This is a genomic window from Shewanella sp. S1-58-MNA-CIBAN-0166, assembly GCF_040310085.1.
Classification (GTDB): domain Bacteria; phylum Pseudomonadota; class Gammaproteobacteria; order Enterobacterales; family Shewanellaceae; genus Shewanella.
The window spans coordinates 1-23631 of sequence record NZ_JBEOPN010000010.1; the positions used below are offsets into that span (position 1 = coordinate 1).

A 23631-nucleotide genomic window follows, 5' to 3' on the forward strand; every position below is an offset into this window, starting at 1 on the left:
TATCCACGCTCAGTGCTCTATATACCTAGCCGTTATCCACTTAAATATAAACAGTAATGCTTATCCGAATAGCATTAATCAGAAATGATGGGGCTTTTTAATAATTTTATACTCAAGGTTTATATGAGTAATATGTCGATGAACCCACCGAAGCGGGTGAGGGTAAGTTATTGAAAAATTGATTTAAATGGTTTGAAGACTTTGTAAGCTTGTTGGTAAGTTGCCGGGTGTCAGTAATAAAGACAACGTTCTAACATTAAATTATCGATACCTCACACCACTAGACCCCCCCAGTCTGAAGTTTTACAAACTACAATATTTATGCAGTGGTATTGTGACTCCGACAGGTTAAAAATGCATTTACATAAATAAGGCAGATTCATTTTTATAATATTAACACTTCGGTCAGCAAATTGTTATGTAACGGAATTTACAAAATAGAGCAATTTTTATAGGTAGTGACGATGATCAAATTTTTGGTTGCTCATGCTAGGAATTAATTTATGACAAAGATACTCAAAATAGGCATCGTTGGTTACGGCTATGCCGCAAAAACGTTTCATGCACCATTGATTAAGGCTGTATCGGGCCTACAACTCGCCGCAATATCCTCCAGCAATCCGGCAAAGGTGCATATAGATCAACCTGATTTGGCTGTGTTCTCATCCCCCGAAGAGTTATTTTCCTGCGCTGATATAGATTTGGTGGTTATTCCAACTCCCAATGATACGCATTTTCCTCTTGCGGCAGCGGCTCTAGCAGCCGGTAAGCACGTAGTTTTGGATAAGCCATTCACTCTCACTACTAGTGAAGGTAAGGAGCTTATTAAACTCGCTCATCAATATGATCGGCTGCTATCAGTATTTCATAATCGCCGTTGGGATTCCGATTTTTTGACGTTACAGAAGGTGTTGCGCGAAGGTTCACTAGGCCGTGTGACACATTTTGAATCACACTTTGACCGCTATAGGCCTGAAGTTCAAACGCGCTGGCGTGAGTCGGCTGCTCTAGGCGGAGGTTTGTGGTTTGACTTGGGATCGCATTTACTCGATCAGGCACTGCAGTTGTTTGGTACACCAAATACAATGTGGTTAGACCTGGCTCAACAACGTGATGGAGCAGTCGCAGATGACTGGTTTCATGCCGTGCTGGGATATGACGAAATGCGGGTAATTCTTCATGGTAGTGCATTGGTTGCTAACCCTGGCCCACGTATGACCGTGCATGGCACTAGTGGCAGCTTTACTAAGTTTGGTCTTGATACGCAGGAGAATGCGCTTAAGTCAGGTCAGCAGCCTGGAACTCAGGGGTGGGGAAACGATCCACTTTCTTGCAAATTATCGCTGAAACACAAAGACGCGATTATCGAGCAAGACATCATAACGACACCAGGCAATTACCAAGCATATTATGAAGGCATTCGCGATGCGATTTGTCTTCGCAGCCCAAATCCAGTAACGGCAGAGCAGGCCCTTTTGGTCATGAGACTTATTGGACTCGGCATTGCCAGTGCTGAAGAAGGTCGTAAGTTGAAAGTGTTTGATCTCTGAGTATACGCACTAAATTTTTATATTATTTTCGAGCAAGAATACTTGCTCGATTATAAATTAACTTATGTTGTGTAGTGGATATAAAAATCGTTAACTTGTTGTTTACCTTTTCTGCTACACACTCTGTGAGATATATCTCACAAAGTGTGTGAGCCGAATCACCTTATTACGGGTTAATATTTCTCCTGAATATTTAAGTTATTGATTGTAAAGTTTATTTAATTTTGTGTTATCTGTGAGGTATTTTAATCATTTAGAGGTACCTGTTTACGTAGAGGTAAATGAATTATTATTTATCTCGTTCCTAGGACGGGAACATTACAAGGTAGTAAAGAGGTCTTGGAAGACCATGAGTATATGGAAATAACGGACGGTATTGAGTTTCAGGATGAAACGTTAAACTTGCTCAATGGACGCAATAGCGGATTAAGCGAGTTTTATAACATTATCAGGATGATAGTGCGCAATGGATGCAAGATTCTACGCAAATGATTTGCGACAGGATACGTTAAGAATTTCATGGATGATATAAGGACACGCTCAGGATGGAGCAGGCTCGGTAAAAGGATAATCGAGTAAGATGGAAAGTACTTAATTGTACAAGGAACATCAAGGATTGAACAAGGATAGAGCAGGAAGCAAGTGATACGCATGGATGGTGCAGGGAGCACATTTATAGCTGGAAAGCTTAACAAGAGATCAAGAGGCCGCGACAGTTACTGTCGCGGCCTTTCTTTTGGTTTTTTTCAGAGCTATGGAACTTTGTAGTGATATGTTGTCCAATTGTAAAGTGCCTATGTGTAGGGTTTGAGTACCTCATTTAAGTACACAACATCTAACTCACCATTGTATAAGGAGATAGCATGAAAGGGTTTAAAGTTGCACTATTGGTAGGTTTTTCATTCGTTTGCTATAACGCCAATGCAGCCGTGAGCGAAGAACAACAACAATGGGTTGAGCAAGCGTTCAGCGATCTTAATAGTAATAATGACGGTACCAAGGTGCTTTGGCAGTATTCACAGCAAACAGTGATGCCAGACATGACACGTATTGAACAATTCAATGCATCTTTAACTGAAACTGAACGTTGGAGTTTGGTGTCTGAAAATGGTGATACTCCTGGTAAAAAGCGCTTAACTGAATACCGAGAACGTCAACAAGATCTGCATGAAGATAAAGACGAAACTAGCTATGAATTAGCGTTTTCTGATTTAATTGATTTGTCGACATTGGTTTTTGTCGGTGAGGATGACAATAATATGTCATTTACGTTTACACCCAATATTGATGAGCTAGACAATAACGTATTAGCAGGCGTGCTTTATTTGGATAAAACATCCAAGCATTTACGTAAAATTCTCATCAAAAATACTGACGAGTTAAATCCTGCGTTTTCAGTTACGTTAACTAAATTTGAATTAGAGTTAAGTTTTGATGTGTTTGAGGGATTAGTGATGCCAGCTCATACATCAACCACTATAATGGGTACAGCGGCAATTTTTAAGTCACTCGACAGTGTTCAAACTGTTACCTACAGCGATTATAAAATCCTCAACAATCCACAAACTTAATTGCATTTTATGGCAATAAAAAACGCTATTTTTTTGAAAAATAGCGTTTTTTTTGATTCAACATCGACTAATAAATAATGATATTAGTGGCATTTACCAGAATCACAGCTTTTACTGCTGCCACAACTGCCAAATTTACCGCTCGCCATTGGTGCATCCATCCATTCTGGTTCAGGGAAAATTGGCCATTCAATTTTTTTGGCTCGATTACCATGCATTAAAATATGGCCGCGATATTGGTTAATACCATCGGTGCTAAACTCGAACATGAATGTTGCTTTCCAACAAATGCCAGTACTGCCACCAATACTTGGACGGGCTGATTCCATTGCAATAGCCAGTAGTTGTACGTTTTGCTTTTTACAGGCTTGCTCTGTAATCGTTCGGCTTAATTCTGCCATTTGTCGAAGTTGCCAAAAAAAAGCAGCAACGACAACTAAAGCAACAATTAATAAAAAATCAGTCATCATAGGCTGGTAGCTCTAAATAATCCGCCAATTGCGGTTGCTAATTGAACGCTTCTGTCTGGATGCCTTAAGTCGGCTAATAATCCAGAACGTAAGCTGGGTATTGCCACGATATCAGCAAATACTTGATTAAAGAAGTGCTGAGGCTGTTTTGCTAGCGCTTCTAAATAGTGTTTACGAGTGGCATCATCTTTTAACGCTAACCAGTTACGTGCTGCAATTGTTATTAGCGTGTTGTCGTCTAAATGTTGTTGTTCATTGAGCTGGTTAATGGCTGTCGTACTGTATTGAACATCAGATGCTAATGCCGCTAAATACATTACTTTTATATGGTCTTCAGCTTGTTCTAATTGATTAAATAAGTACTCTGCAAGGCGTTTATCAATATTAATGTGTTCTAAGCATTGGCAAAGGGCGGCTTGCACTTCAATAGGTGCATTATCAAGTGCATTTATAATGTCATCAAGATGGTTGAATTGATGTGCGCGAACGCAAATATCGGCTAAACCTTGTAAACCCAGTTGTGGCCATGTGTTTTGCGCTGCTTGGCCAGACAAATACTGTGCCGCAAATTCATATTGGCTCGATGCGGGTTGATCAAGCTGAAGTCTGACCAATGCATTAAATAACGCCAGTTTGTGCTGATTAGGCTTAAAGCTGAAAGGATGATTGGCTAATTGTTCTTGCTGTACATCGGTTAATGCTTGGGTTGGATTACGACCTAGGGCTTCTAAAATCATTTTAATAAACTGAGTTCGAGGCGCAGGTGATAATAAACCTTGCTCATCTAGAGGTAACTTTACAAACCAAATATAAGGTAATTGTTCTTGTTGCCAAAATACGATAGCAAACTGTGCATGGCCTTGAATAGGATAAGGATACGGTGCCAGTAAAGAATCAATTTGCTGAAAAGCTAACATATCGATATGTTGCACTCGGCGACCTAAATCGTATATTTGGAATTGTGTATTTGCGGTCGTCAGAAACTGGCTTAAGGTGGTTATCTCGGTCATGGGGTCGTCACTAAATCAAAGAAGTTGGATGGGTATTCAATGGGCTAAATGATATCATACTCCGACTTAGCCTTTATGTTGTCGTTCATTTTTATGCTTTATTTAGCCAGCCAAAATTATTTAGTTAAATTAGAACAATTGCTTAAGGAATTTCAGCTATGGTCTGATATCTCACCTCCTGCATCTGTTATGGCGAGTACTGCACCTTTTTGCTGTGATGTAATGGCATTCGAGCAATGGTTGCAGTTTATTTTTATTCCAAAGATGACCGAGCTTATTGCGCAACGACAACCTTTACCGACCAATATGGCATTAGCGCCTATGGCCGAGCATGTGTGGCAAGGTATGCACTATGGTGATGTTCTGATTGCTCAATTACAACAATTTGATACTTTGCTCAGTCAGCGTTAAGCGAATGACAAACACCACCACATTCCAACAAAAAAATTAAGCCAATACTGAGTTGGCCAATACAAAATAAGTAAAGTGATAACAAATGATCTTAAAAGATAACGATGCTGAATACTCATTAGATAACGATGACTTATGTGAACCAATAGGCTCAGAATACATGGATGAGACCTCTACTGCAGATACTGAATTAGACAGTGATTTACAACCTCCCCATATCGACATTCTATTTGAAGACGAGCACCTAGTTGCTATCCATAAGCCTGCTGGTTTGTTGGTTCATCGTAGTTATTTAGCCCGTAGAGAGCGTTTTTTTGCGATGCAGATGACTCGTGATTTAGTGGGCTGCCATGTTTTTCCGGTGCACCGCCTAGATAGACCAACATCCGGAGTATTGCTGTTTGCCAAGTCTAGTGAAGTGGCTCGGGCATTATGTGAGCAATTTGCTGATCACAGTATCAAAAAACACTACTTAGCGATTGTACGTGGCAATATACATGAGTCTGGCACGCTAGATTATGCCCTAAAACAGGAATTTGATGATTTAGGCGATAAGCATGTTGATCCCAACAAAGCCGCACAAGAAGCCGTGACGGATTATCAACCATTATTGAATACCGAAATACCGTTTAGTTCTGGTCGTTATCCTTCCAGCCGTTACGGTTTGGTAAGATTAAGCCCTCATACAGGCCGCAAGCATCAATTACGTCGTCATATGGCACATTTACGTCATCCAATTGTTGGTGATACAACCCATGGTGATGGTAAACAAAATAAGTTCTTTCGCGAACACTTCGGTATTAACCGTTTGTGGTTGATTGCAAAAAGCCTGCAGTTTGTGCATCCGGTAACCCAGCAATCAATGCATATTGAAACAGAGTTAGAAGCTGAATGGTTGAATGTTTTTAACGCATTTGGCTGGGATGATGATCAATTATCCTCAATGCCAAGTATATTATTAAGTTAATTCATTCGGTCTGCAAGCAAGGCTTTAAGCTTTTCAAATTCGGGGATATGCGGTATGGGTTCGTGCTGCTTTTGTTCGATGTGGAAATAATAGTTACGACGAATGTGGGCGAATTTATGTTGTAGTTTTAGTCTTCGCTTTCTGCTCACTTGTCGCATCGTCTTGATTCCGTTATTGCGCTATTTCATTTGGGGCAACTGATGTTGACCATATCGATTTAAATTACTTTATAAAGACACTTGCGAGAGACTCAAACAATACAGTAAGGTAAGTCACTAAGACTCAAGGTCTTTTATATCGTATTACATTTAAGGGGAAAGTATACCATGAAAAAGGTCAATGTTGTTTTTGGTACCGTTTATGGTAGCGCACAATTTACAGCCGAAACAGTGACTAAAGCGATTGCAACATTAGGGTTTACAACTAAGCTTTGGCAACCCAATGAATTGTCTGGTTTTATACCACCTCAAGATGAACTACTCATAGTAGTGTCATCAACCACAGGGCAAGGTGATATACCCGAGGATATGTCTCCTTGGTTTAATGAACTTAAATCCAGTGCACCGTATTTACCATTATTGCAATACAGCCTAATTGGGTTAGGCGATTCGAGCTATGACACTTTTTGTGGGGCGATAAAACAATTTGATGAGTTGTTAACCGAGTTGGGTGCCAAGCCGCTGACTGAACGATTAGAAATTGATGCCTGTGAAACAATGGAACCCGAAATAGAAGCTAAAACATGGATAGCCACTTGGCACAACGCCGTCATATCGGTAAACGTAGCGTAAGTTTTTTTACGCAACAATGGTTTAAATTCGCACAGCGCCTGAGTCAAGCACTGCTCATACCTATTGCTATTTTACCTGCTGCGGGGGTGATGTTAGGGTTGACGGTTAACCCGTTGCCATTTATCCCTGCAGAATTAAATACAGTATTTTCTGCTGTAGGCAATCTGGTTTTTACCATGATGCCTTTGCTGTTTAGTGTTGCTGTAGCGATTGGTTTTTGTCGAGATCAAGGCATTGCAGCATTTTCTGCTGTATTTGGTTTCGGGGTGTTTTTGTCCACGATGGGTGCCCTAACAAATATTTATGGCTTGGTATCGCGACCGCTCTGGGGCATGCAAACGATTGACACTGGTATCGCTGGCGGAATGTTAGTCGGTGCGATGACATGTTTAGCTGTCAATCTTAGTCAACATGTTAAATTGCCTGCTATTTTTTCATTTTTCGAAGGTCGTCGCAGTGCACCAATAATTACTATACCCCTGTCTATGGCACTGGCTTATTTACTTGTGCATGTTTGGCCACCCTTGTCGCATATTATTGAACTCCTTTCTGATTGGGCAGTATATCAAGACCCCGCTATTGCTTTTGGGGTTTACGGAACAGTTGAACGCTTATTAATTCCACTAGGGTTGCATCATATTTGGAATGCACCATTTTATCTTGAAGTAGGGCAGTACATTAATCAAGGTACAGTGGTTCGGGGTGAGGTGGCGCGTTATTTGGCCGGCGATCCATTGGCGGGAAATCTTGCTGGTGGCTATTTGATTAAAATGTGGGGCTTACCCGCGGCAGCATTAGCGATTTGGCGTTGTGCTGATAAATCCGAGCGTAACAGAGTTGCGGGGATTATGTTATCAGCGGCGACAGCTAGTTGGTTAACCGGGGTGACAGAGCCGATAGAATTTGCCTTTATGTTTGTCGCGCCAATTTTGTTTATTGTGCATGCATTACTCACGGGCATAGCTTACAGCGTGTGTATTTTACTAGAAGTTCATCACAGCATCGTGTTCTCTCATGGGCTGGTAGATTTCACCTTATTGTTTTCTCGCTCTGCTAATACTCATTGGATTTGGATATTGGGCCCGCTTACCACAGTAATCTATTATGCCATTTTTAGGGCCAGTATTTTAGCGTTCAATTTAAAAACACCTGGCCGAATCGAGCAAAGTGATTTACCTGCAGAGCCTAAAGAGAGCTTGCGGGCTATGATTTCTGCATTGGGCGGACGCGAGAATATTGTTGAGATTAATGCCTGTTTAACCCGCTTACGTATAAGTGTTAATCAAGCCAATTTAATCGATAAAGCTAGACTAATGCGTTTAGGAGCTAAAGGCGTGGTTGTTATGGGCAAAGGTGTACAAGTTGTTTATGGCACTAAGGCTGAAACATTACGTAAATTGCTGCAAAAATATTTAGATTCTCGGCGTTAGTTCGGACGGTTGTTTCATTAAGCCATAATAGTTGTTGCTTAACTTGTCATACATATTTGAGAGTTTTGTATTTAAAGCAAGATTATTTCTCTTTTATGAGAATTTATCATTAAAAACATCACCCAAAAATCTTTTTAAATGGCACACTGTAAAACAGTATTTTAAGAGGAGTTGTACGCGTGAGCCATCAAGATAAAACTATTTTTACCCCAGCTAATTTACAACGTAAAGTGCTAATAACCGATTGTGCTGATGCTCAGGGGTTGATAGCCAAAATCACCAACGTATGTTTTGCTCATCAATTAAACATTATTAAAAACACCGAATTTGTTGACCACACTCAAGGCCGCTTTTTTATGCGTGCGGAGCTTGAAGGGGTGTTTGATGATGAACGCCTACTGAATGAATTACGTGAAGTATTGCCAGCTAAAAATCACATGAAATTAGTGGATATGGGTAAAAAACGTATCGTGATCATGGTGACAAAAGAAGCCCATTGTTTAGGCGATATTTTGATGAAGTCTTATTATGGCGGTTTAGATGTTGAGATTGCCGCTGTGGTAGGCAATTATGATGTGTTGCAGCCATTAACTGAAAAGTTTGATATTCCATTTCATTATGTTAGTCATGAAGGTTTAAACCGTCAGGAGCATGAACAAGCCATGCTTAAAGTGATAAAACCCTATGATCCTGACTTTGTTGTACTCGCTAAATATATGCGAGTATTAACACCCGAGTTTGTAACAGCATTTGCAGATAAAATTATTAATATTCATCATTCTTTTTTACCCGCATTCATTGGCGCATCACCTTATAAACAAGCGTGGGATCGTGGTGTTAAAATTATTGGTGCAACAGCACACTTTGTGAACAACCACTTGGACGAAGGGCCGATTATTAAACAAGATGTCATTTCAGTTGATCACAGTTATAGCGCAGAAGAATTAGCCCATAATGGCCGTGACGTTGAAAAAAGCGTATTAAGTAAAGCACTGCAATTGGTATTAAATGAACAAGTTGTGGTGTACGGTAATAAAACGGTCGTGTTTTAAAGTTTGTAGATATACATCATTTGACGTTAAATCAAATGGTGTTATCTTTAAAGATAAATAAAGATGAGTGGTTCCTGTAAGTTACTGTATCAACTTATCTATTAGAAATTTGCTATGCTGTATTCCATTGGAATTGATATTTTTAGTCTGTATAAGTAAGAAACGGGAAACTGGATGTTACAAAAAGCTAATTTTTTCTTAAAACCTTCAGAATTACCTAAAACAGTTGGGCTCTGTTGGGGCATTCTTAATGATAGGCTTGAATTAATTAAGCTAAGTGAACCGCTATACAAATTAGTCAATAAACCCATCTCGGCTATTCTAAAACAACCATTATCGAATGCTTTTTCAATGCTTACTCATGAGCAAATAGATCTTACCAATCATCTTTCTTCACAACAGATCAATTTTGTTGATGATAAAGGGCATGCATTACAAGCGACTGTCACCCCGATAGAAGAAAGCAGTGAGCATTGGTGTATTACCTTCATAGAAATCGAACTCGATAAAGCTTGGTTATCTGATTTACATCCTGATTATCATCAAGCGATCCAGTCTAGTGATGATTGGCTAAATCAAATCGAAGAAGTGATTAATGCCAGCGGTGATATGGTGTTTGCTACGTCATTAAAACAGGCGCTTTCACTGACTCAATCTAATGTGGGTTATCTGCATATGTTTGATGAGAAAAACAATCAAATAGTGCGAACCACATGGAGTGAAAACGTCAGTGAATACTTTACGATTACAAAACAACAAACCTATAAAGCAGATTCTGGTATTTGGGCTGAAACCATCCAAACCCGTAAATCGATGGTGCATAATGAATTAGCCAGTATTTCTGAGAATCGTTCGCAACAACAAGGTTTTTTTGCCTTTAGTAATCATCTTTGTGTGCCGATTCATTATCGCAAAAAACTCGTTGGCATTATCGGCGTTGGCAATCGAGATAAACCTTATACCCAAGTAGATGCCAAATCGTTAAGTATTTTTGCGACTATTTTGTGGCACAGCGTCGAATTACCTCGCACCATGAAAGCGGTATCGAGACAATCTAGCATTATTAAAATGCAAAAAGAAAAGATGACCCTTATTTTGGTGCAGTTGATTGGTGCCATTTCAGAAGCGCTAGAGTTAAAAGATGCTTATACCGCGGGGCATCAAAAGTCGGTAGCGCAGTTAAGTTATCTTATTGGCGAGAAAATGGGCTTAACACCTGAAGTATTGGAAGGATTAAAACTGGGATCATTGATCCACGATATCGGTAAGTTGGCCATTCCAAGCCAGATTCTATCTAAACCCTCACGGTTAAGTGATGCTGAGTTTGGCTTGGTTAAACAACACCCTGAGCAAGGCGCTTTAATTGTTGATGAAGTGGAGTTTCCTTGGCCTATTAAGCAAATGATCCTTCAACATCATGAACGCTTAGACGGTTCAGGTTATCCAAAAGGGTTGAAAGCGGATGACATTATACTAGAAGCCAAGATCATTGCTGTAGCCGACGTTGCTGATTCGATTCTTAGCCATCGACCTTATCGGCCATCGCTCGGAATGGAGGTGTTAACCCAAGAGTTATTAAAAGGCAGAGGTATAATATTCGATGAAGTCGTTGTTGATACCTGTATTGATATTTTGGCTGTCGAAGACTTTAAACAAGAAGAATATGTTAGCACTTTGTCATTAGCCCCAGTTGTTTTTTTAGAGGAGTATCATACTCTTGAACATGCTGAGTCTATGATGAAAAAAGCTAAAATGGATGTGGCCGTGGTACTGTCAGAAAAAAATCGTAGCCCAATCGGCGTGGTTGATAATAACGTTTTAGCATTTTGGCACAGCCCATTTTTAAATACAGCAGCAGAACGTGCAGCGGATAGAAGCTTACTGAATAAACGTGTACATCAAGTGATGGAACATAAAATAAATATGATTAACGATCGTACCATTTTGAACGATGCTCAACGGACGATGGAAAAAAGTAATGTTAATTATTTGATTGTTCAAAATGACAAGCAGTTGGTGATTGGAATGTTAACCTGGCGAATATTAGCCAATGCATTATTGGTGAATGCACAAGCAAGATCTAATTAGTTATACTATTGATTTGATAAGTTAATGTTATTTTTTGAAACTTATATTTTTTTTAATGGATGATTTAACAGTAACAAAAAAGGCTCCTAGGAGCCTTTTGTAGATTATCGTTGGGTAATAAAATTAATCAACGATACGTAATAGTTCATTGATGCCCACTTTACCGCGGGTTTTAGCATCAACTTTTTTGACAATAATCGCTGCATACAAGCTGTATGTGCCACAAGCCGATGGTAGGTTACCTGATACGACAACCGATCCAGCAGGAACACGACCGTAATGTACTTCACCGGTTTCACGATCAAAAATTCGCGTGCTTTGGCCAATGTAAACGCCCATTGAAATGACGCTGCCTTCTTCAACCACAACACCTTCAACGATTTCGCTGCGAGCACCAATAAAACAGTTATCTTCAATAATGGTTGGACCTGCTTGTAATGGCTCTAAAACACCGCCAATACCAACACCGCCAGATAAGTGTACGTTTTTACCAATCTGCGCACACGAACCAACAGTAGCCCATGTATCAACCATAGTACCTTCATCAACATAGGCACCAAGGTTAACGTAAGATGGCATCAATACGGTATTTTTACCGATAAATGAGCCTTTGCGAACCGTTGCGGGTGGCACAACACGAATACCTTCTGCTTTAAAACGAGCTTCGTCATAATCGGCAAATTTTTGTGGGACTTTGTCGAAATACTTGGTGTCGCCACCTTCAATCACGCCGTTATCAAAAATGCGAAAAGACAGTAGTACCGCCTTTTTAAGCCATTGGTGAACATGCCATTCACCGTCAATTTTTTCAGCAACGCGTACTTGGCCTTTATCGAGCATATTGATCACGGTTTCAACATCAGCGCGAACACTCGGTTCTACGGTTGCAGGTGAGATGTCTTGACGTGTTTCGAATGCTGCTTCAATGCGTTGGCGTAAAGCCTCCATTGTTTTCTCCCGGTATTAAATGATTAGTTGCACAAATTTATGGTTTAAATTAGTTAGATGATTTTAGCGCCAGTGTTAGCGCATCAGATAATTGTTGCTGTTGTGGCTCATCTAGGGCCGTTCCACTTTGGTTTTTTAATATGAAAAAGTCTTCTGCACGTTCACCAATAGTGGTAATTTTAGCGGCTAATAATGTCACATTACAACGGTAGAAGGTATCACCGACTTTGGCTAATAAGCCTGGGGTGTCGAGAGTGATTAATTCCATCATACTTGTACCATGGCGAGCACTGGGTAAGAAACTCACATGAGTCGCAACATTAAAAGGTTTCATGATCCGGGCTAGTTTTCTAAACTTCGGCAGTTTTGGATTTTCACTTGCCAAGGCTTTTTCAAGTGCTTTGCGGATACTTTGAATACGTGATAATTGGATAATAGGCTCGCCATCTTGTTCTAAAATCACAAAGGTGTCGAGTGCATAGTTATCTCTTGATGTCATGATGTTAGCGTCATGCACATTGATATTTTTGTTATCTAAAACGGTCATAACGGTGGCGAACAGTTTTGGTTTATCTTTACTATAGACAAAAAGCTCCGTACCACCACGTGTTGTATGCTTAGACATTAATACTAATGGTTCGTCGTGATGATGTTTTAGAATGGCCTCAGCATGCCAGGCCACTTGGGTTGGCTGATGACGTAAAAAATAGTCAGATTTGAACCGAGACCAGAGTTCATCCATGTCTTTTTCTTTCAGGCCACGACGAATAAGTTCTTTTTTAGCTTTGGCCTGGACCTCTTTAACACGCGCTTTAGCATCAATAGGTTTTTCTTTACCCCGAGCTAATACTCGTTGAGTTGAAAAATACAAATCACGTAATAACGAGCCTTTCCAGTTATTCCATGTTTTCTCATTGGTGGCACAAATATCTGCGACAGTGAGGCAATACAAATAACTTAAGTGTGCAGCATCGCGTACTTTTTCAGCAAATAGTGCAATCACTTCCGGGTCTGAAATATCTCTGCGCTGAGCGGTGATTGACATCACTAAGTGATTTTCAACTAACCAAGCCACTAAGCGACCGTCATGATCATTCATGCCATGCAATTTACAAAAGTCGATAGCGTCTTTTGAACCTAATTTGCTGTGATCGCCGCCACGGCCTTTAGCGATATCATGAAAAATAGCCCCGAGAACTAACAAACCTTTTTTCGGTAACTGATTAATTAAGATGGCACCGAGTGGAAATTCATCTTTTTGTTCAGCTTGTGAAAAACGATCAATATTGAGCAGTAATCTATGGGTGTGTTCGTCAACGGTATAAGCATGAAATAAATCAAACTGCATTTGGCCTTCAATCTTGCGCCAAGCCGGTAAATAAGACGACAAAATACCGTGCTGGTGCATTAATGAAAATGCGGTAATACCTCGTGGATGTTTTAAGATCTCCATAAACACTTTACGACATGCGGGGTTTTCTTGTAAGGGTGATGTTAATGCTCTACGAGCATTGCGCAGTAATCGTAACGTTGGCGCGTAAATTTCTTGAATGTTTGAGTTTTTAGCCACCAGTAGAAATAAGCGTAATATTTCTTCGTTTTGGCGGCTAAATAAATCGTCATCTAATACTTCAATGTAACGTCCACGCCGTTGATAAACATCGCTTATCGGCTGAATTTCCAGTGCTTGAGTGTGACCTAATGTCGCGCGCTTAAACAATTGCAACAGCATTTGATTAAGCTCCATCACTCGGCGTACCGTGCGATAATAGCGCTTCATCATTTGTTCGACGGCTAATTGGGTAGCATCCTCGTAACCTAATAAACTGGCAACTTGTCTCTGTAAATCAAACAACAAGCGGTTTTCGTTGCGATTCGCGGTGGTGTGAAGTGCAAAACGGATTTCCCACAGAAAATTTTGGCATTCAATTAATTCTGCTAATTCGGCTGGCGCTAGAAAATCGTGCTCGACTAAATCTTCTAATTTAGCGGCATCAAAGTGGCGCATTGCAACCCAAGCGATGGTTTGAATATCACGCAATCCGCCGGGGCAGGTTTTGATATTAGGTTCTAAATCAAAGGCACTGGCTTTACTATGACGAGTCGTTTGTTCATCTTTCTTGGCATTATAAAAGTCATAAGAGGGCCAAAAGTCTTGTTGACGAATAGCATCGTATAACACGTCAAATAGATATTCATTACCAGTGAGCAATCTGGCTTCAATGAGATTTGTGGCAATGGTGATGTCTGATTTACCTTGTTCAATGGTTTGCGCAACTGTACGTACACTGTGGCCTATTTCAAGCCCAGTATCCCAAAGGTAGGTAATGAATTGCCCTAACTCAATTTCAGTTTCGGGCGATAATTGTTCATCGTTAACCAAAAAAAGTAAGTCAATGTCTGAATAGGGATGCAGTTCACCACGACCGTAGCCGCCAACGGCAACTAGGGCAAGCTGGCTATTATGTAAGCCAAAATCCCGCCAAGTTTGTATTAGTAAAGCATCAACAAATTGACTACGGTGTTTAACAATATCAGCAATAGGGTGTTTTGCAGTGTACTGCTCAACTAAGCGCTGGTTTAAGTCAATTAATGCGTTTTTGGCGGCCAGCGCAGTATTCATTGATGTCCTTACTAATTTGAGTCTTTAGTGGTTAATGATACGGGGAAAGTCTTCTTCTTCACGCAAAGTTAACACTTCTACACCGGTTTGGGTCACTAAAAGTGTATGTTCCCATTGTGCTGAGTTTTTACTATCAGAAGTTGTCACTGTCCAATTATCACTTTTATCCAACACAGTAGTATGACGACCTGCATTGATCATTGGTTCAATCGTAAAGCACATACCGGGTCTTAACACGGTTTTATCATTATTTTTATAATGAACAACTTGTGGTTCTTCGTGGAAGCCAGTGCCAATACCATGACCACAATAATCTTGTACGATGGAGTACTTATCAAGCCCTGTTTTACTTGTTTTGATGAATTTTTCGATGGTTGTGCCAATTTCGCCTAATTTTAAACCAGGACGCACTTTACGAATGGCTAAATACAAGCTTTCTTGGGCAATGCGGCTTAAACGTTTGTCTTTTGCTGATACTTCACCAATTAAAAACATTTTCGAGGTATCACCATGATAACCGTCTTTGATGACAGTAATATCAAGGTTAATCATATCGCCTTCTTTTAACACGTACTCTGAAGGAATACCGTGGCACACGACTTCATTTACCGACGTACAAATAGACTTCGGAAATCCGTGATAATTTAACGGGGCTGAAATAGCACCTTGCTCTTCGGTGTATTTAGCACAGATTTCATCTAATTCATTTGTGGTCACTCCAGCCTTAATGTGTGGAGCTACCATTTCTAATACTTGCGCCGCTAATTTACCCGCTGCACGCATTTTTTCTATCTCGTCTGCATTTTTGATCACAATACTCATGAAAAACTCTCTATCTTTTTGACGGTCAAAATAGGCTTGTTTTATCCAAGGATTTTACGGCAAAAATTTGTATTTACATGCCGTTTATGGTATAAAGCGCGCCGTTATGTGTAAGATCGTTGTTGTACGGTTCGAGTTAATACAATGTCAATCGCTGCTTTTTTTAGCAAGGTATACATTGTGTTCGGCAAATCGTAAAATATGGTGGTCATTATACATGGCAATTAACTTAAATACTAAATCACACACGTATCGACACATTTTTCGGGGTGCTTTCTCATTCTTAACGGAAGTTAGAAAGTCGAAACATGGGATGCGTGGAGGTCTAACCCCTTACATTAAGGTAAATACAATGACTACTGTTTCAATGCGCGACATGCTACAAGCTGGTGTTCACTTCGGTCACCAAACTCGTTACTGGAACCCTAAGATGAAGCCTTTCATCTTCGGCGCTCGTAATGGTGTACACATCATCAACCTTGAGCATACAGTACCAATGTTCAACGAAGCTTTAGCTTTCATTAGCAACATCGCTTCTAAGAAAGGTAAAGTATTATTCGTAGGTACTAAGCGCGCTGCTGGCGAAGCTATCAAAGCATCTGCACTTTCTTGTGATCAGTATTATGTTGATCATCGTTGGTTAGGCGGCATGTTAACTAACTGGAAAACTGTTCGTCAGTCAATCAAGCGTCTTAAAGAGCTAGAAAGCCAGTCTGTAGACGGTACTTTCGACAAGTTAACTAAGAAAGAAGCGTTAATGCGTTCACGCGAATTAGACAAGTTAGAAAAGTCTTTAGGCGGAATCAAGAACATGGGCGGTTTACCTGACGTATTATTCGTTATCGGTGCTGACCATGAGCATATCGCTATTAAAGAAGCAAACAACCTAGGTATTCCAGTTGTTGCAGTTGTTGATACCAACTCTGCACCAGACGGTGTTAACTACATCGTTCCTGGTAACGACGACGCGATGCGTGCTATCCGTTTGTACACTTCTTCTGTTGCTGCAGCTGCTAACGCTGGCCGTGGTCAAGATTTAGCTGTTCAAGCTGAGCAAGACGGTTTCGTAGAAGCTGTTTAATAAGGCGTGATGATTATCATCCCCCTTATTTGCCAATAAGATAATTGGTGAACAGGGGCCTTTTGGCCCCTGTTTTATAAATGCAATATTAGACGAATTAAATTAGAGGATTTAACAATGGCAATTACTGCTGCCCAAGTTAAAGAACTTCGTGACCGCACTGGCGCTGGCATGATGGACTGTAAGAATGCACTGACTGAAACTGACGGTGACATCGAACTAGCGATTGATAACATGCGTAAAAGCGGCGCCGCGAAGGCTGCTAAAAAAGCAGGTAACATCGCTGCTGACGGTACAATTCTAATCAAGAATGGCGAAGGTTTCGCTGCACTTTTAGAAGTTAACTGTCAAACTGATTTCGTTGCAAAAGACTCAAACTTCCTAGCATTTGCTAACGCAGTGCTTGATGTTGCTGCTGCATCTAAAGTGTCTATCGAAGACTTAAAAGCACAGTTTGAAGAAACTCGTGTTGCGCTTGTAACTAAAATCGGTGAAAACATCAACGTTCGTCGCGTTGAGTATATCGATGGTGCAAACCTTGCGTCTTACCGTCACGGTGATCGTATTGGTGTTGTGGTTGCGGGTGAAGCTGATGAAGAAACACTAAAGCATATCGCAATGCACGTAGCTGCTTCTAAGCCAGATTTCGTAAACCCTGAAGATGTGCCTGCTGAACTTGTAGAAAGAGAGCAAACGCTTCAAATCGAAATCGCGATGAATGAAGGCAAGCCTGCTGAAATCGCTGAGAAGATGGTTGTTGGTCGTATGAAGAAGTTCACTGGTGAGATCTCTCTTACTGGTCAAGCTTTCATCATGGAACCAAAGAAAACTGTTGGCGAAGTGCTTAAATCGAAAGGCGCTACAGTAACCAGCTTTATTCGTTTAGAAGTTGGTGAAGGTATCGAGAAGAAAGCAGAAGATTTCGCTGCTGAAGTAGCTGCGCAAATCGCTGCTACTAAAAAAGCGTAATCGCTTTAATCTAAATACCCTAAGACCGCAGCAACCGCTGCGGTTTTGTTATGATCAGGATGAAAATTATGAGCACCAATCCAAAACCAGCGTTTAGACGTATTCTGCTTAAATTAAGCGGTGAAGCATTAATGGGTGAAGAAGGCTTCGGCATTGACCCTAAAGTACTTGATCGTATGGCACAAGAAGTGAAAGAGCTTGTTGAACTTGGTATTCAAGTTGGCGTGGTTATTGGTGGTGGTAATCTATTTCGTGGTGAAGGCTTAGCAAAAGCTGGTATGAACCGCGTGGTGGGCGATCACATGGGTATGTTAGCAACCGTAATGAATGGCTTAGCCATGCGTGATGCCTTGCACCGTGCATATGTTAATGCCCGCCTTATGTCTGCTATTCCACTTAAAGGTGTGTGCGATGATTACACTTGGACAGAAGCAATTAGCCTATTAAAGTCTGGTCGTGTGGTTATTTTTGCTGCGGGTACGGGCAATCCTTTTTGTACAACAGACTCAGCAGCATGTTTACGTGGTATTGAGATTGAAGCTGAAGTGGTACTAAAAGGCACTAAAGTAGATGGTGTATACTCAGCAGACCCAATGAAAAACCCTGAAGCGGTTAAATATGACACGCTTAGTTTTGCCGAAGTCCTTGAATCAGAATTAAAAGTAATGGATCTCGCTGCATTTACTATGGCACGTGATCATAATATGCCGATTCTTGTATTCAATATGAACAAGCCAGGTGCACTTCGCCGCGTTATTATGGGTGAGAAAGAAGGTACGATTATTAGCAGTAAACAACCTGCTTAATCACAGACACAGAAAATATTTATATTATATAATTTAACTGTTTGAGCGGTTTTATTGCATGTGTCATTCTTAGGCTAATGCTCAAACACACATGAATTTGTGACAAAAAGGAAATTATTGTGATTGATACTATTATGTTAGATGCGCAAGAGCGCATGGGTAAATGCGTAGATGCAACTAAAAACCAAATGGCGAAAGTTCGTACTGGTCGTGCACACCCAAGTTTATTAGATTCTATTCAAGTGTCTTGCTACGGTTCTATGTCACCGCTTAATCAAGTGGCTAATGTCGGAGTTGAAGACTCTCGTACACTAACAGTGAACGTATTTGATAGATCGATAGTTCAAGCGGTAGAAAAGGCGATTATGAGTTCAGATTTAGGCTTAAACCCTATGTCTGCAGGTGCAACTTTGCGTATTCCGTTGCCTTCGTTAACTGAAGAACGTCGTAAAGACTTTATCAAAGTGGTACGTAACGAAGCGGAAAATGGTCGTATTGCCATTCGTAACGTTCGTCGCGACGCAATCAGTGAAGTCAAGAAGCTTGAAAAAGCAAAAGCATGTACTGAAGATGATGTTCGCCGCAGTGAAGATGAAGTGCAGAAGCACACTGATTCATCAATCAAAAACATTGATCAAATACTAGCAGCGAAAGAAAAAGAGTTGATGGAAGTATAATCTGTCAATTTAGACGCTAGAGTTAACACGCCGTGTAAGGGTATACTACACGGCGTTTGTTTTTATAAAGGATTGTCGTAGATGTCGTCTACAGTTGAGTTTGAATCAGACCCTAAAGCCGATTCGGAGCAAATGACTTCGCAATTGTTGCCGGGACAATTATCTGATGTAGTAAAACAATCTCTGCCCAAACATGTTGCGATTATTATGGATGGTAATGGCCGTTGGGCACAACTGCAGGGTAAAGCCCGGGTTTTCGGTCATAAAGCCGGTGTTAAAGCTGTGCGCCGTGCGGTAAGTACTGCAAGTCAACTTGGTATTGAATCATTAACCCTATTTGCATTTTCGAGCGAAAATTGGCGCCGACCAGATAAAGAAGTCAGTTTGTTGATGGAATTGTTTTTTACGGTGTTACAACGTGAATTGAAACTGCTCGATAAAAACCAAGTTAAGCTCAATATTATTGGTGATACCAGCAGGTTTTCTAATCGTTTGCAGAAACAAATTGCCGGTGCTCAAGAGAAAACAGCAAGCAATACTGGTTTGATATTAAATGTGGCGGCGAACTATGGCGGACGTTGGGATATCTTACAGGCTGCACAAAAATTAGCCGAAAAAGTAGAAAGTGGCGAAATCACCAGCAGTCAGATGACCGAAGAAGCATTAAATGAACATTTGTGCATGCAAAACCAGAGCGAAGTTGATTTAATGATCCGTACTGGCGGTGACTACCGCATTAGTAATTTTGTTTTATGGCAGGCCGCTTATGCCGAGTTGGTGTTTACTGACACCCTATGGCCTGACTTTGATGAGCTAGCATTCCGTGATGCTATTGCCATTTTTGCCAGTCGGCAGCGCCGTTTTGGTTTGACGGGTAGTCAAATTGAAGAGATACGCGCAATATAAATATTAAGAGGATTAGTTTTTGCTAAAACAACGAATAATAACAGCATTGTGGTTAATCCCAATTGTACTCGGGGCAATATTTTTACTTCCAGCAAACTGGTTTGCTTGGGTGTTAGTGCCAGTGTTTTTAATTGCAGCAAAAGAGTGGGGCAGTTTCATTGACCCAAGCTGTAATGTCACCCAGTGGTCTTTTACTGCTACCCTGGGTCTGTTAATGATAGCGCTTAACTTATCAGTACCCTTAGATGTGTTGTGGTTTAAAGGCCAATTACACCCTATTTATTTGGCCATCATCACTATTGGTGTATTTTGGTGGATAGTCAGTAGTGCATTGGTGTTCAGTTTTCCTAAAAGCGCCAAAATATGGAAAGACAGCCCTATGCTGAAATCCATGTTTGGTCAGTTAACACTCATCCCGTGTTTTGCTTCTTTAATCGCTCTCAAATCGTTAAGCAGTAACGTTCATCCTTATTATGGTGGTGCATTAGTGTTTATCGTTATGTTAGTGGTTTGGGCGACTGACACCGGTGCTTATTTTGCTGGACGTAAGTTAGGTAAGCATAAATTGATGCCGAGTGTGAGTCCTGCTAAAACGCTGGAGGGTTTAGCTGGCGGTTTAATTACGACTATGGTCGTGGTTGCGGGCATTATGTATGTTGCGCCAGAACAAGAGTTAGGCTTACTCATTGTGGTGACACTCGTTACTGCTCTGGCTTCTGCTTTTGGTGACTTGTCTGAAAGTATGTTCAAACGTGCTGCAAATATTAAAGACTCTGGCACCATTTTACCTGGTCATGGTGGTATTTTAGACCGTATCGACAGTCTAACGGCTGCATTGCCAGTGTTTACCTTTATCTACATAGCCATGTGGATGTGATGCCAATGCAAAATATGGTGATTTTAGGGGCTACAGGCTCAATTGGCGCTAGCACCTTAAGTGTGATGGTAAATAACCCTGCCGATTTTCATGTCTATGGATTAGTGGCCAATGCCAGTGTTCAAAAAATGCTGGCCTTGTGTATCACTCATCAGCCTGAGTATGCTCATATGGTGGATGAGAGCGCCGCCATGGAGCTTAAATCGTTATTGCCTAGTGGATGTATCACTCAAGTGACGACAGGTGCTGAGGCGTTAAATGCGTTAGTGACCGACAGTCGCACTGATACCGTTATGGCGGCTATTGTTGGCGCAGCAGGTTTAGTACCGACATTTGACGCTGTTAAAGCGGGTAAACGCGTGTTGTTAGCCAACAAAGAAGCATTGGTTATGTCGGGTGAGTTATTTATGCACACTGCTAGACAGTCGGGTGCGACAGTGCTACCTGTCGACAGCGAGCACAATGCCATATTTCAATGTTTACCAACCAATGTCCAAGCGCAACTCGGTTATTGTGACTTAAGTGCCAATGGCATATCACATATTTTATTAACCGGTTCAGGTGGACCGTTTTTAAACACTGATTTAGCCACTCTGAGTGCGATGACACCTGTTCAAGCTTGCAATCACCCTAATTGGTCCATGGGGCCTAAAATCTCTGTCGATTCAGCCACCATGATGAATAAAGGCTTAGAGTTTATCGAAGCTCGCTGGTTGTTTAATACACAAGCTGAACAGCTCAAAGTAGTGATACATCCTCAAAGCGTGATTCATTCAATGGTGCAATACCGCGATGGTTCTGTTATTGCACAAATGGGCAACCCCGATATGCGTACACCGATTGCTCATTGTATGAGCTATCCGCAAAGAATTGGCGCTGGCGTTGAACCTTTAGATTTTTTCAAAGTCGGACAGTTAAGCTTTTGTGAACCTGACTTTGACCGTTTTCCATGTTTACGCTTAGCGATGCAAGCCTGTGAGCAAGGTCAGGAAGCGACCACAGTGTTGAATGCGGCCAATGAAATTGCTGTCGATTCATTTTTAAAAGGTCACATTCGTTTTACTGATATTGCTAACGTTAATTATCGCTGTTTAGACTCGGTGCAACAAACACGTTTAGACAGTATTGAAGATATAATACAGCTTGATGAGCAAGCACGTGCCACGGCAGTGTCCGTTATCAGCACACTAAATTAATTCAGGGAAATAATGATAGATTTTTTTTGGAGCTTAGGTTCTTTTATCGTCGCGTTGGGTATTTTAATTACCGCTCATGAGTATGGCCACTTTTGGGTTGCCCGTCGTTGTGGTGTTAAAGTCGAGCGTTTCTCTATCGGATTTGGCAAAGCGATTTGGCGTAAAGTGGGTAAAGATGGTACTGAATATGTCGTCGCTATGATCCCACTAGGTGGCTATGTCAAAATGCTTGATGAGCGCGTTGAAGATGTGCCGGAGCATTTACTTGACCAGGCCTTTAACCGTAAAACAGTATGGCAACGTATTGCGATTGTATCAGCCGGCCCGATAGCTAACTTTATTTTTGCAATTGTAGCGTTATATGTCATGTACCTTATTGGTACTCCGTCGATTAAGCCGGTAATAGACAGTACTAAGTTAAATAGCCCTGCCAGTGTTATTCAGTTGGTTGAACCACAACAGATTATAGCGGTATCAGGACAGCCAGTACGTACTTGGGAAGAAGTTAATTTAGCCTTAGTGGGTCATATTGGTGATGACAGTATTGAGTTATCCCTAGCACCATTACCAGCGTTGTCGGGCATGGATATGCCCGTTCGCACCGTCAAACTCGATACGCGAAATTGGGTTTTCGATCCAGAAAAAGAGTCGCCGATTACCGCGCTCGGTTTAGGGATATTTCGCCCAGGCATAGATCCAACGATTGCGGCAGTGAGTAAAGACAGTGCGGCAGAGCAAGCGGGCATTAAGATTGGCGATAAACTCGTCAACATCAATGGCACTCAATACAGCGATTGGAATGCGTTTGTTGATGTGGTACAAAGCTCTGCTAACAAAAATATTAATATGACATTGATACGTCAAGGCGAACAAATCAATGTTGATGTTGTGCCAAAAGCACAACAAAATTCTGATGGTAAAACTATCGGAATTGTCGGAATTAGCCCAACCCAAGCTCAGTGGCCTGATAATATGCGCTTTGAGCTTGAGTATGGCATAGTAGATTCTGTTATCGCTGCAGCTGATAAAACATGGCAACTCGTTGTCGTCAGCTTTAAGATGATTGGAAAATTATTTACCGGCGATGTGTCGGTGAAAAACCTTAGTGGTCCTATTTCGATTGCACAAGGCGCAGGCGCCAGTGCAAGTTACGGTTTAGTGTACTTTCTAGGGTTTATCGCGCTCATCAGCGTTAACTTAGGTATTATTAATTTAATGCCTCTGCCAGTGCTCGATGGGGGACACTTGCTGTATTACTTTATAGAAGTGATTACTGGTAAGCCTGTACCCGAAAAGGTACAGGAAATAGGATTCAGGTTTGGCGCAGCTTTGCTGCTAATGTTGATGGGCGTAGCCTTATTCAACGATTTTGCCCGACTCTGAGCA

General features: G+C 41.1%; 21 protein-coding genes. 16 read left to right on the top strand and 5 right to left on the bottom strand.

Annotation, left to right across the window (positions count from 1 at the left end):
* Positions 1–503 precede the first annotated feature (503 nt).
* Positions 504–1550, top strand: coding sequence for an oxidoreductase (locus AAEY99_RS07980; RefSeq protein WP_162023513.1), 1047 nt, complete (start codon positions 504–506; stop codon positions 1548–1550).
* An 863-nt stretch (positions 1551–2413) separates the two neighbouring features.
* A complete protein-coding gene (locus AAEY99_RS07985; protein ID WP_101086620.1) occupies positions 2414–3121 on the top strand; it encodes a hypothetical protein in 708 nt (235 codons plus the stop codon).
* Positions 3122–3204: 83 nt separating this feature from the next.
* Here the strand turns inward: AAEY99_RS07985 and AAEY99_RS07990 are convergent, their stop codons facing one another.
* Positions 3205–3591, bottom strand: coding sequence for a DUF3301 domain-containing protein (locus AAEY99_RS07990; RefSeq protein ID WP_101086621.1), 387 nt, complete (start codon positions 3589–3591; stop codon positions 3205–3207).
* Positions 3588–4601, bottom strand: coding sequence for a DUF3549 family protein (locus tag AAEY99_RS07995; RefSeq protein WP_162023512.1), 1014 nt, complete (start codon positions 4599–4601; stop codon positions 3588–3590). The genes AAEY99_RS07990 and AAEY99_RS07995 overlap by 4 nt, the downstream gene beginning before the upstream one ends.
* Before the next feature lie 48 nt (positions 4602–4649).
* Between AAEY99_RS07995 and AAEY99_RS08000 the strand changes: the two genes are divergently transcribed.
* From AAEY99_RS08000 to AAEY99_RS08025, 6 genes are all read left to right on the top strand, one after another.
* Positions 4650–5012: a YqcC family protein gene (locus AAEY99_RS08000; RefSeq protein ID WP_101086623.1), complete on the top strand. Its 363-nt coding sequence runs from the start codon at positions 4650–4652 to the stop codon at positions 5010–5012.
* A 160-nt stretch (positions 5013–5172) separates the two neighbouring features.
* On the top strand, positions 5173–5979 hold the full coding sequence (gene truC, locus AAEY99_RS08005; protein WP_162024372.1) for a tRNA pseudouridine(65) synthase TruC: 807 nt from the start codon (positions 5173–5175) through the stop codon (positions 5977–5979).
* 326 nt (positions 5980–6305) lie between these two features.
* Positions 6306–6770, top strand: a complete 465-nt coding sequence (locus AAEY99_RS08010) for a flavodoxin (protein ID WP_101086625.1) — start codon at positions 6306–6308, stop codon at positions 6768–6770.
* Entirely contained in the window at positions 6722–8200 is a 1479-nt protein-coding gene (locus AAEY99_RS08015; protein ID WP_162023511.1) for a PTS transporter subunit EIIC, read from the top strand. Before AAEY99_RS08010 ends, AAEY99_RS08015 begins: the two co-directional genes overlap by 49 nt.
* A gap of 179 nt (positions 8201–8379) precedes the next feature.
* Positions 8380–9252, top strand: a complete 873-nt coding sequence (gene purU, locus AAEY99_RS08020; RefSeq protein ID WP_174839644.1) for a formyltetrahydrofolate deformylase — start codon at positions 8380–8382, stop codon at positions 9250–9252.
* A gap of 174 nt (positions 9253–9426) precedes the next feature.
* The gene (locus tag AAEY99_RS08025) at positions 9427–11340 is read left to right on the top strand and encodes an HD domain-containing phosphohydrolase (RefSeq protein WP_351009963.1); all 1914 of its coding nucleotides are present in this window, start codon (positions 9427–9429) and stop codon (positions 11338–11340) included.
* Positions 11341–11463: 123 nt separating this feature from the next.
* On the opposite strand, the gene dapD is transcribed toward AAEY99_RS08025, so the two are convergent.
* Genes dapD through map form a run of 3 tightly spaced genes read right to left on the bottom strand, consistent with a single transcriptional unit; the run spans position 11464 to position 15733 of the window.
* A complete protein-coding gene (gene dapD / locus AAEY99_RS08030; protein ID WP_101086629.1) occupies positions 11464–12288 on the bottom strand; it encodes a 2,3,4,5-tetrahydropyridine-2,6-dicarboxylate N-succinyltransferase in 825 nt (274 codons plus the stop codon).
* 49 nt (positions 12289–12337) lie between these two features.
* Entirely contained in the window at positions 12338–14911 is a 2574-nt protein-coding gene (glnD, locus tag AAEY99_RS08035; RefSeq protein WP_162023509.1) for a bifunctional uridylyltransferase/uridylyl-removing protein GlnD, read from the bottom strand.
* Between the two features lie 24 nt (positions 14912–14935).
* On the bottom strand, positions 14936–15733 hold the full coding sequence (gene map / locus AAEY99_RS08040) for a type I methionyl aminopeptidase (protein ID WP_101086631.1): 798 nt from the start codon (positions 15731–15733) through the stop codon (positions 14936–14938).
* 352 nt (positions 15734–16085) lie between these two features.
* Here map and rpsB point away from each other — a divergent pair, with 352 nt between their 5' ends.
* From rpsB to rseP, 8 genes are all read left to right on the top strand, one after another.
* Positions 16086–16814: a 30S ribosomal protein S2 gene (rpsB, locus tag AAEY99_RS08045; protein ID WP_011636744.1), complete on the top strand. Its 729-nt coding sequence runs from the start codon at positions 16086–16088 to the stop codon at positions 16812–16814.
* A 117-nt stretch (positions 16815–16931) separates the two neighbouring features.
* Positions 16932–17783 (top strand): translation elongation factor Ts, encoded by an 852-nt coding sequence (gene tsf / locus AAEY99_RS08050; protein ID WP_162023508.1) that lies wholly within the window; start codon positions 16932–16934, stop codon positions 17781–17783.
* Between the two features lie 68 nt (positions 17784–17851).
* Positions 17852–18589: a UMP kinase gene (gene pyrH, locus AAEY99_RS08055; protein ID WP_011636746.1), complete on the top strand. Its 738-nt coding sequence runs from the start codon at positions 17852–17854 to the stop codon at positions 18587–18589.
* A 134-nt stretch (positions 18590–18723) separates the two neighbouring features.
* Positions 18724–19266 carry a ribosome recycling factor gene (frr, locus tag AAEY99_RS08060; protein ID WP_101087203.1) on the top strand — a complete coding sequence of 181 codons (543 nt, stop codon included), beginning with the start codon at positions 18724–18726 and terminating at the stop codon, positions 19264–19266.
* 81 nt (positions 19267–19347) lie between these two features.
* Positions 19348–20172: a polyprenyl diphosphate synthase gene (uppS, locus tag AAEY99_RS08065; RefSeq protein ID WP_011636748.1), complete on the top strand. Its 825-nt coding sequence runs from the start codon at positions 19348–19350 to the stop codon at positions 20170–20172.
* A 19-nt stretch (positions 20173–20191) separates the two neighbouring features.
* Positions 20192–21049, top strand: a complete 858-nt coding sequence (locus tag AAEY99_RS08070) for a phosphatidate cytidylyltransferase (RefSeq protein ID WP_101086633.1) — start codon at positions 20192–20194, stop codon at positions 21047–21049.
* A 5-nt stretch (positions 21050–21054) separates the two neighbouring features.
* Positions 21055–22245, top strand: coding sequence for a 1-deoxy-D-xylulose-5-phosphate reductoisomerase (gene ispC, locus AAEY99_RS08075; protein ID WP_192115299.1), 1191 nt, complete (start codon positions 21055–21057; stop codon positions 22243–22245).
* A gap of 12 nt (positions 22246–22257) precedes the next feature.
* Positions 22258–23628, top strand: coding sequence for a sigma E protease regulator RseP (gene rseP / locus AAEY99_RS08080; RefSeq protein ID WP_101086634.1), 1371 nt, complete (start codon positions 22258–22260; stop codon positions 23626–23628).
* The last annotated feature ends 3 nt before the right edge of the window (positions 23629–23631 follow it).

Bases quoted from the DNA above. Each gene is read 5' to 3' on its own strand.
- rpsB (WP_011636744.1), top strand. From the start codon at position 16,086: ATGACTACTGTTTCAATGCGCGACATGCTACAAGCTGGTGTTCACTTC.
- dapD (WP_101086629.1), bottom strand. From the start codon at position 12,288: ATGGAGGCTTTACGCCAACGCATTGAAGCAGCATTCGAAACACGTCAA.
- uppS (WP_011636748.1), top strand. From the start codon at position 19,348: ATGTCGTCTACAGTTGAGTTTGAATCAGACCCTAAAGCCGATTCGGAG.
- AAEY99_RS08015 (WP_162023511.1), top strand. From the start codon at position 6,722: ATGGATAGCCACTTGGCACAACGCCGTCATATCGGTAAACGTAGCGTA.
- AAEY99_RS07985 (WP_101086620.1), top strand. From the start codon at position 2,414: ATGAAAGGGTTTAAAGTTGCACTATTGGTAGGTTTTTCATTCGTTTGC.
- AAEY99_RS07990 (WP_101086621.1), bottom strand. From the start codon at position 3,591: ATGATGACTGATTTTTTATTAATTGTTGCTTTAGTTGTCGTTGCTGCT.
- glnD (WP_162023509.1), bottom strand. From the start codon at position 14,911: ATGAATACTGCGCTGGCCGCCAAAAACGCATTAATTGACTTAAACCAG.
- AAEY99_RS07995 (WP_162023512.1), bottom strand. From the start codon at position 4,601: ATGACCGAGATAACCACCTTAAGCCAGTTTCTGACGACCGCAAATACA.
- AAEY99_RS07980 (WP_162023513.1), top strand. From the start codon at position 504: ATGACAAAGATACTCAAAATAGGCATCGTTGGTTACGGCTATGCCGCA.
- AAEY99_RS08025 (WP_351009963.1), top strand. From the start codon at position 9,427: ATGTTACAAAAAGCTAATTTTTTCTTAAAACCTTCAGAATTACCTAAA.
- tsf (WP_162023508.1), top strand. From the start codon at position 16,932: ATGGCAATTACTGCTGCCCAAGTTAAAGAACTTCGTGACCGCACTGGC.
- truC (WP_162024372.1), top strand. From the start codon at position 5,173: ATGGATGAGACCTCTACTGCAGATACTGAATTAGACAGTGATTTACAA.
- rseP (WP_101086634.1), top strand. From the start codon at position 22,258: ATGATAGATTTTTTTTGGAGCTTAGGTTCTTTTATCGTCGCGTTGGGT.
- AAEY99_RS08000 (WP_101086623.1), top strand. From the start codon at position 4,650: ATGATATCATACTCCGACTTAGCCTTTATGTTGTCGTTCATTTTTATG.
- AAEY99_RS08010 (WP_101086625.1), top strand. From the start codon at position 6,306: ATGAAAAAGGTCAATGTTGTTTTTGGTACCGTTTATGGTAGCGCACAA.
- ispC (WP_192115299.1), top strand. From the start codon at position 21,055: ATGCAAAATATGGTGATTTTAGGGGCTACAGGCTCAATTGGCGCTAGC.
- map (WP_101086631.1), bottom strand. From the start codon at position 15,733: ATGAGTATTGTGATCAAAAATGCAGACGAGATAGAAAAAATGCGTGCA.
- frr (WP_101087203.1), top strand. From the start codon at position 18,724: ATGTTAGATGCGCAAGAGCGCATGGGTAAATGCGTAGATGCAACTAAA.
- pyrH (WP_011636746.1), top strand. From the start codon at position 17,852: ATGAGCACCAATCCAAAACCAGCGTTTAGACGTATTCTGCTTAAATTA.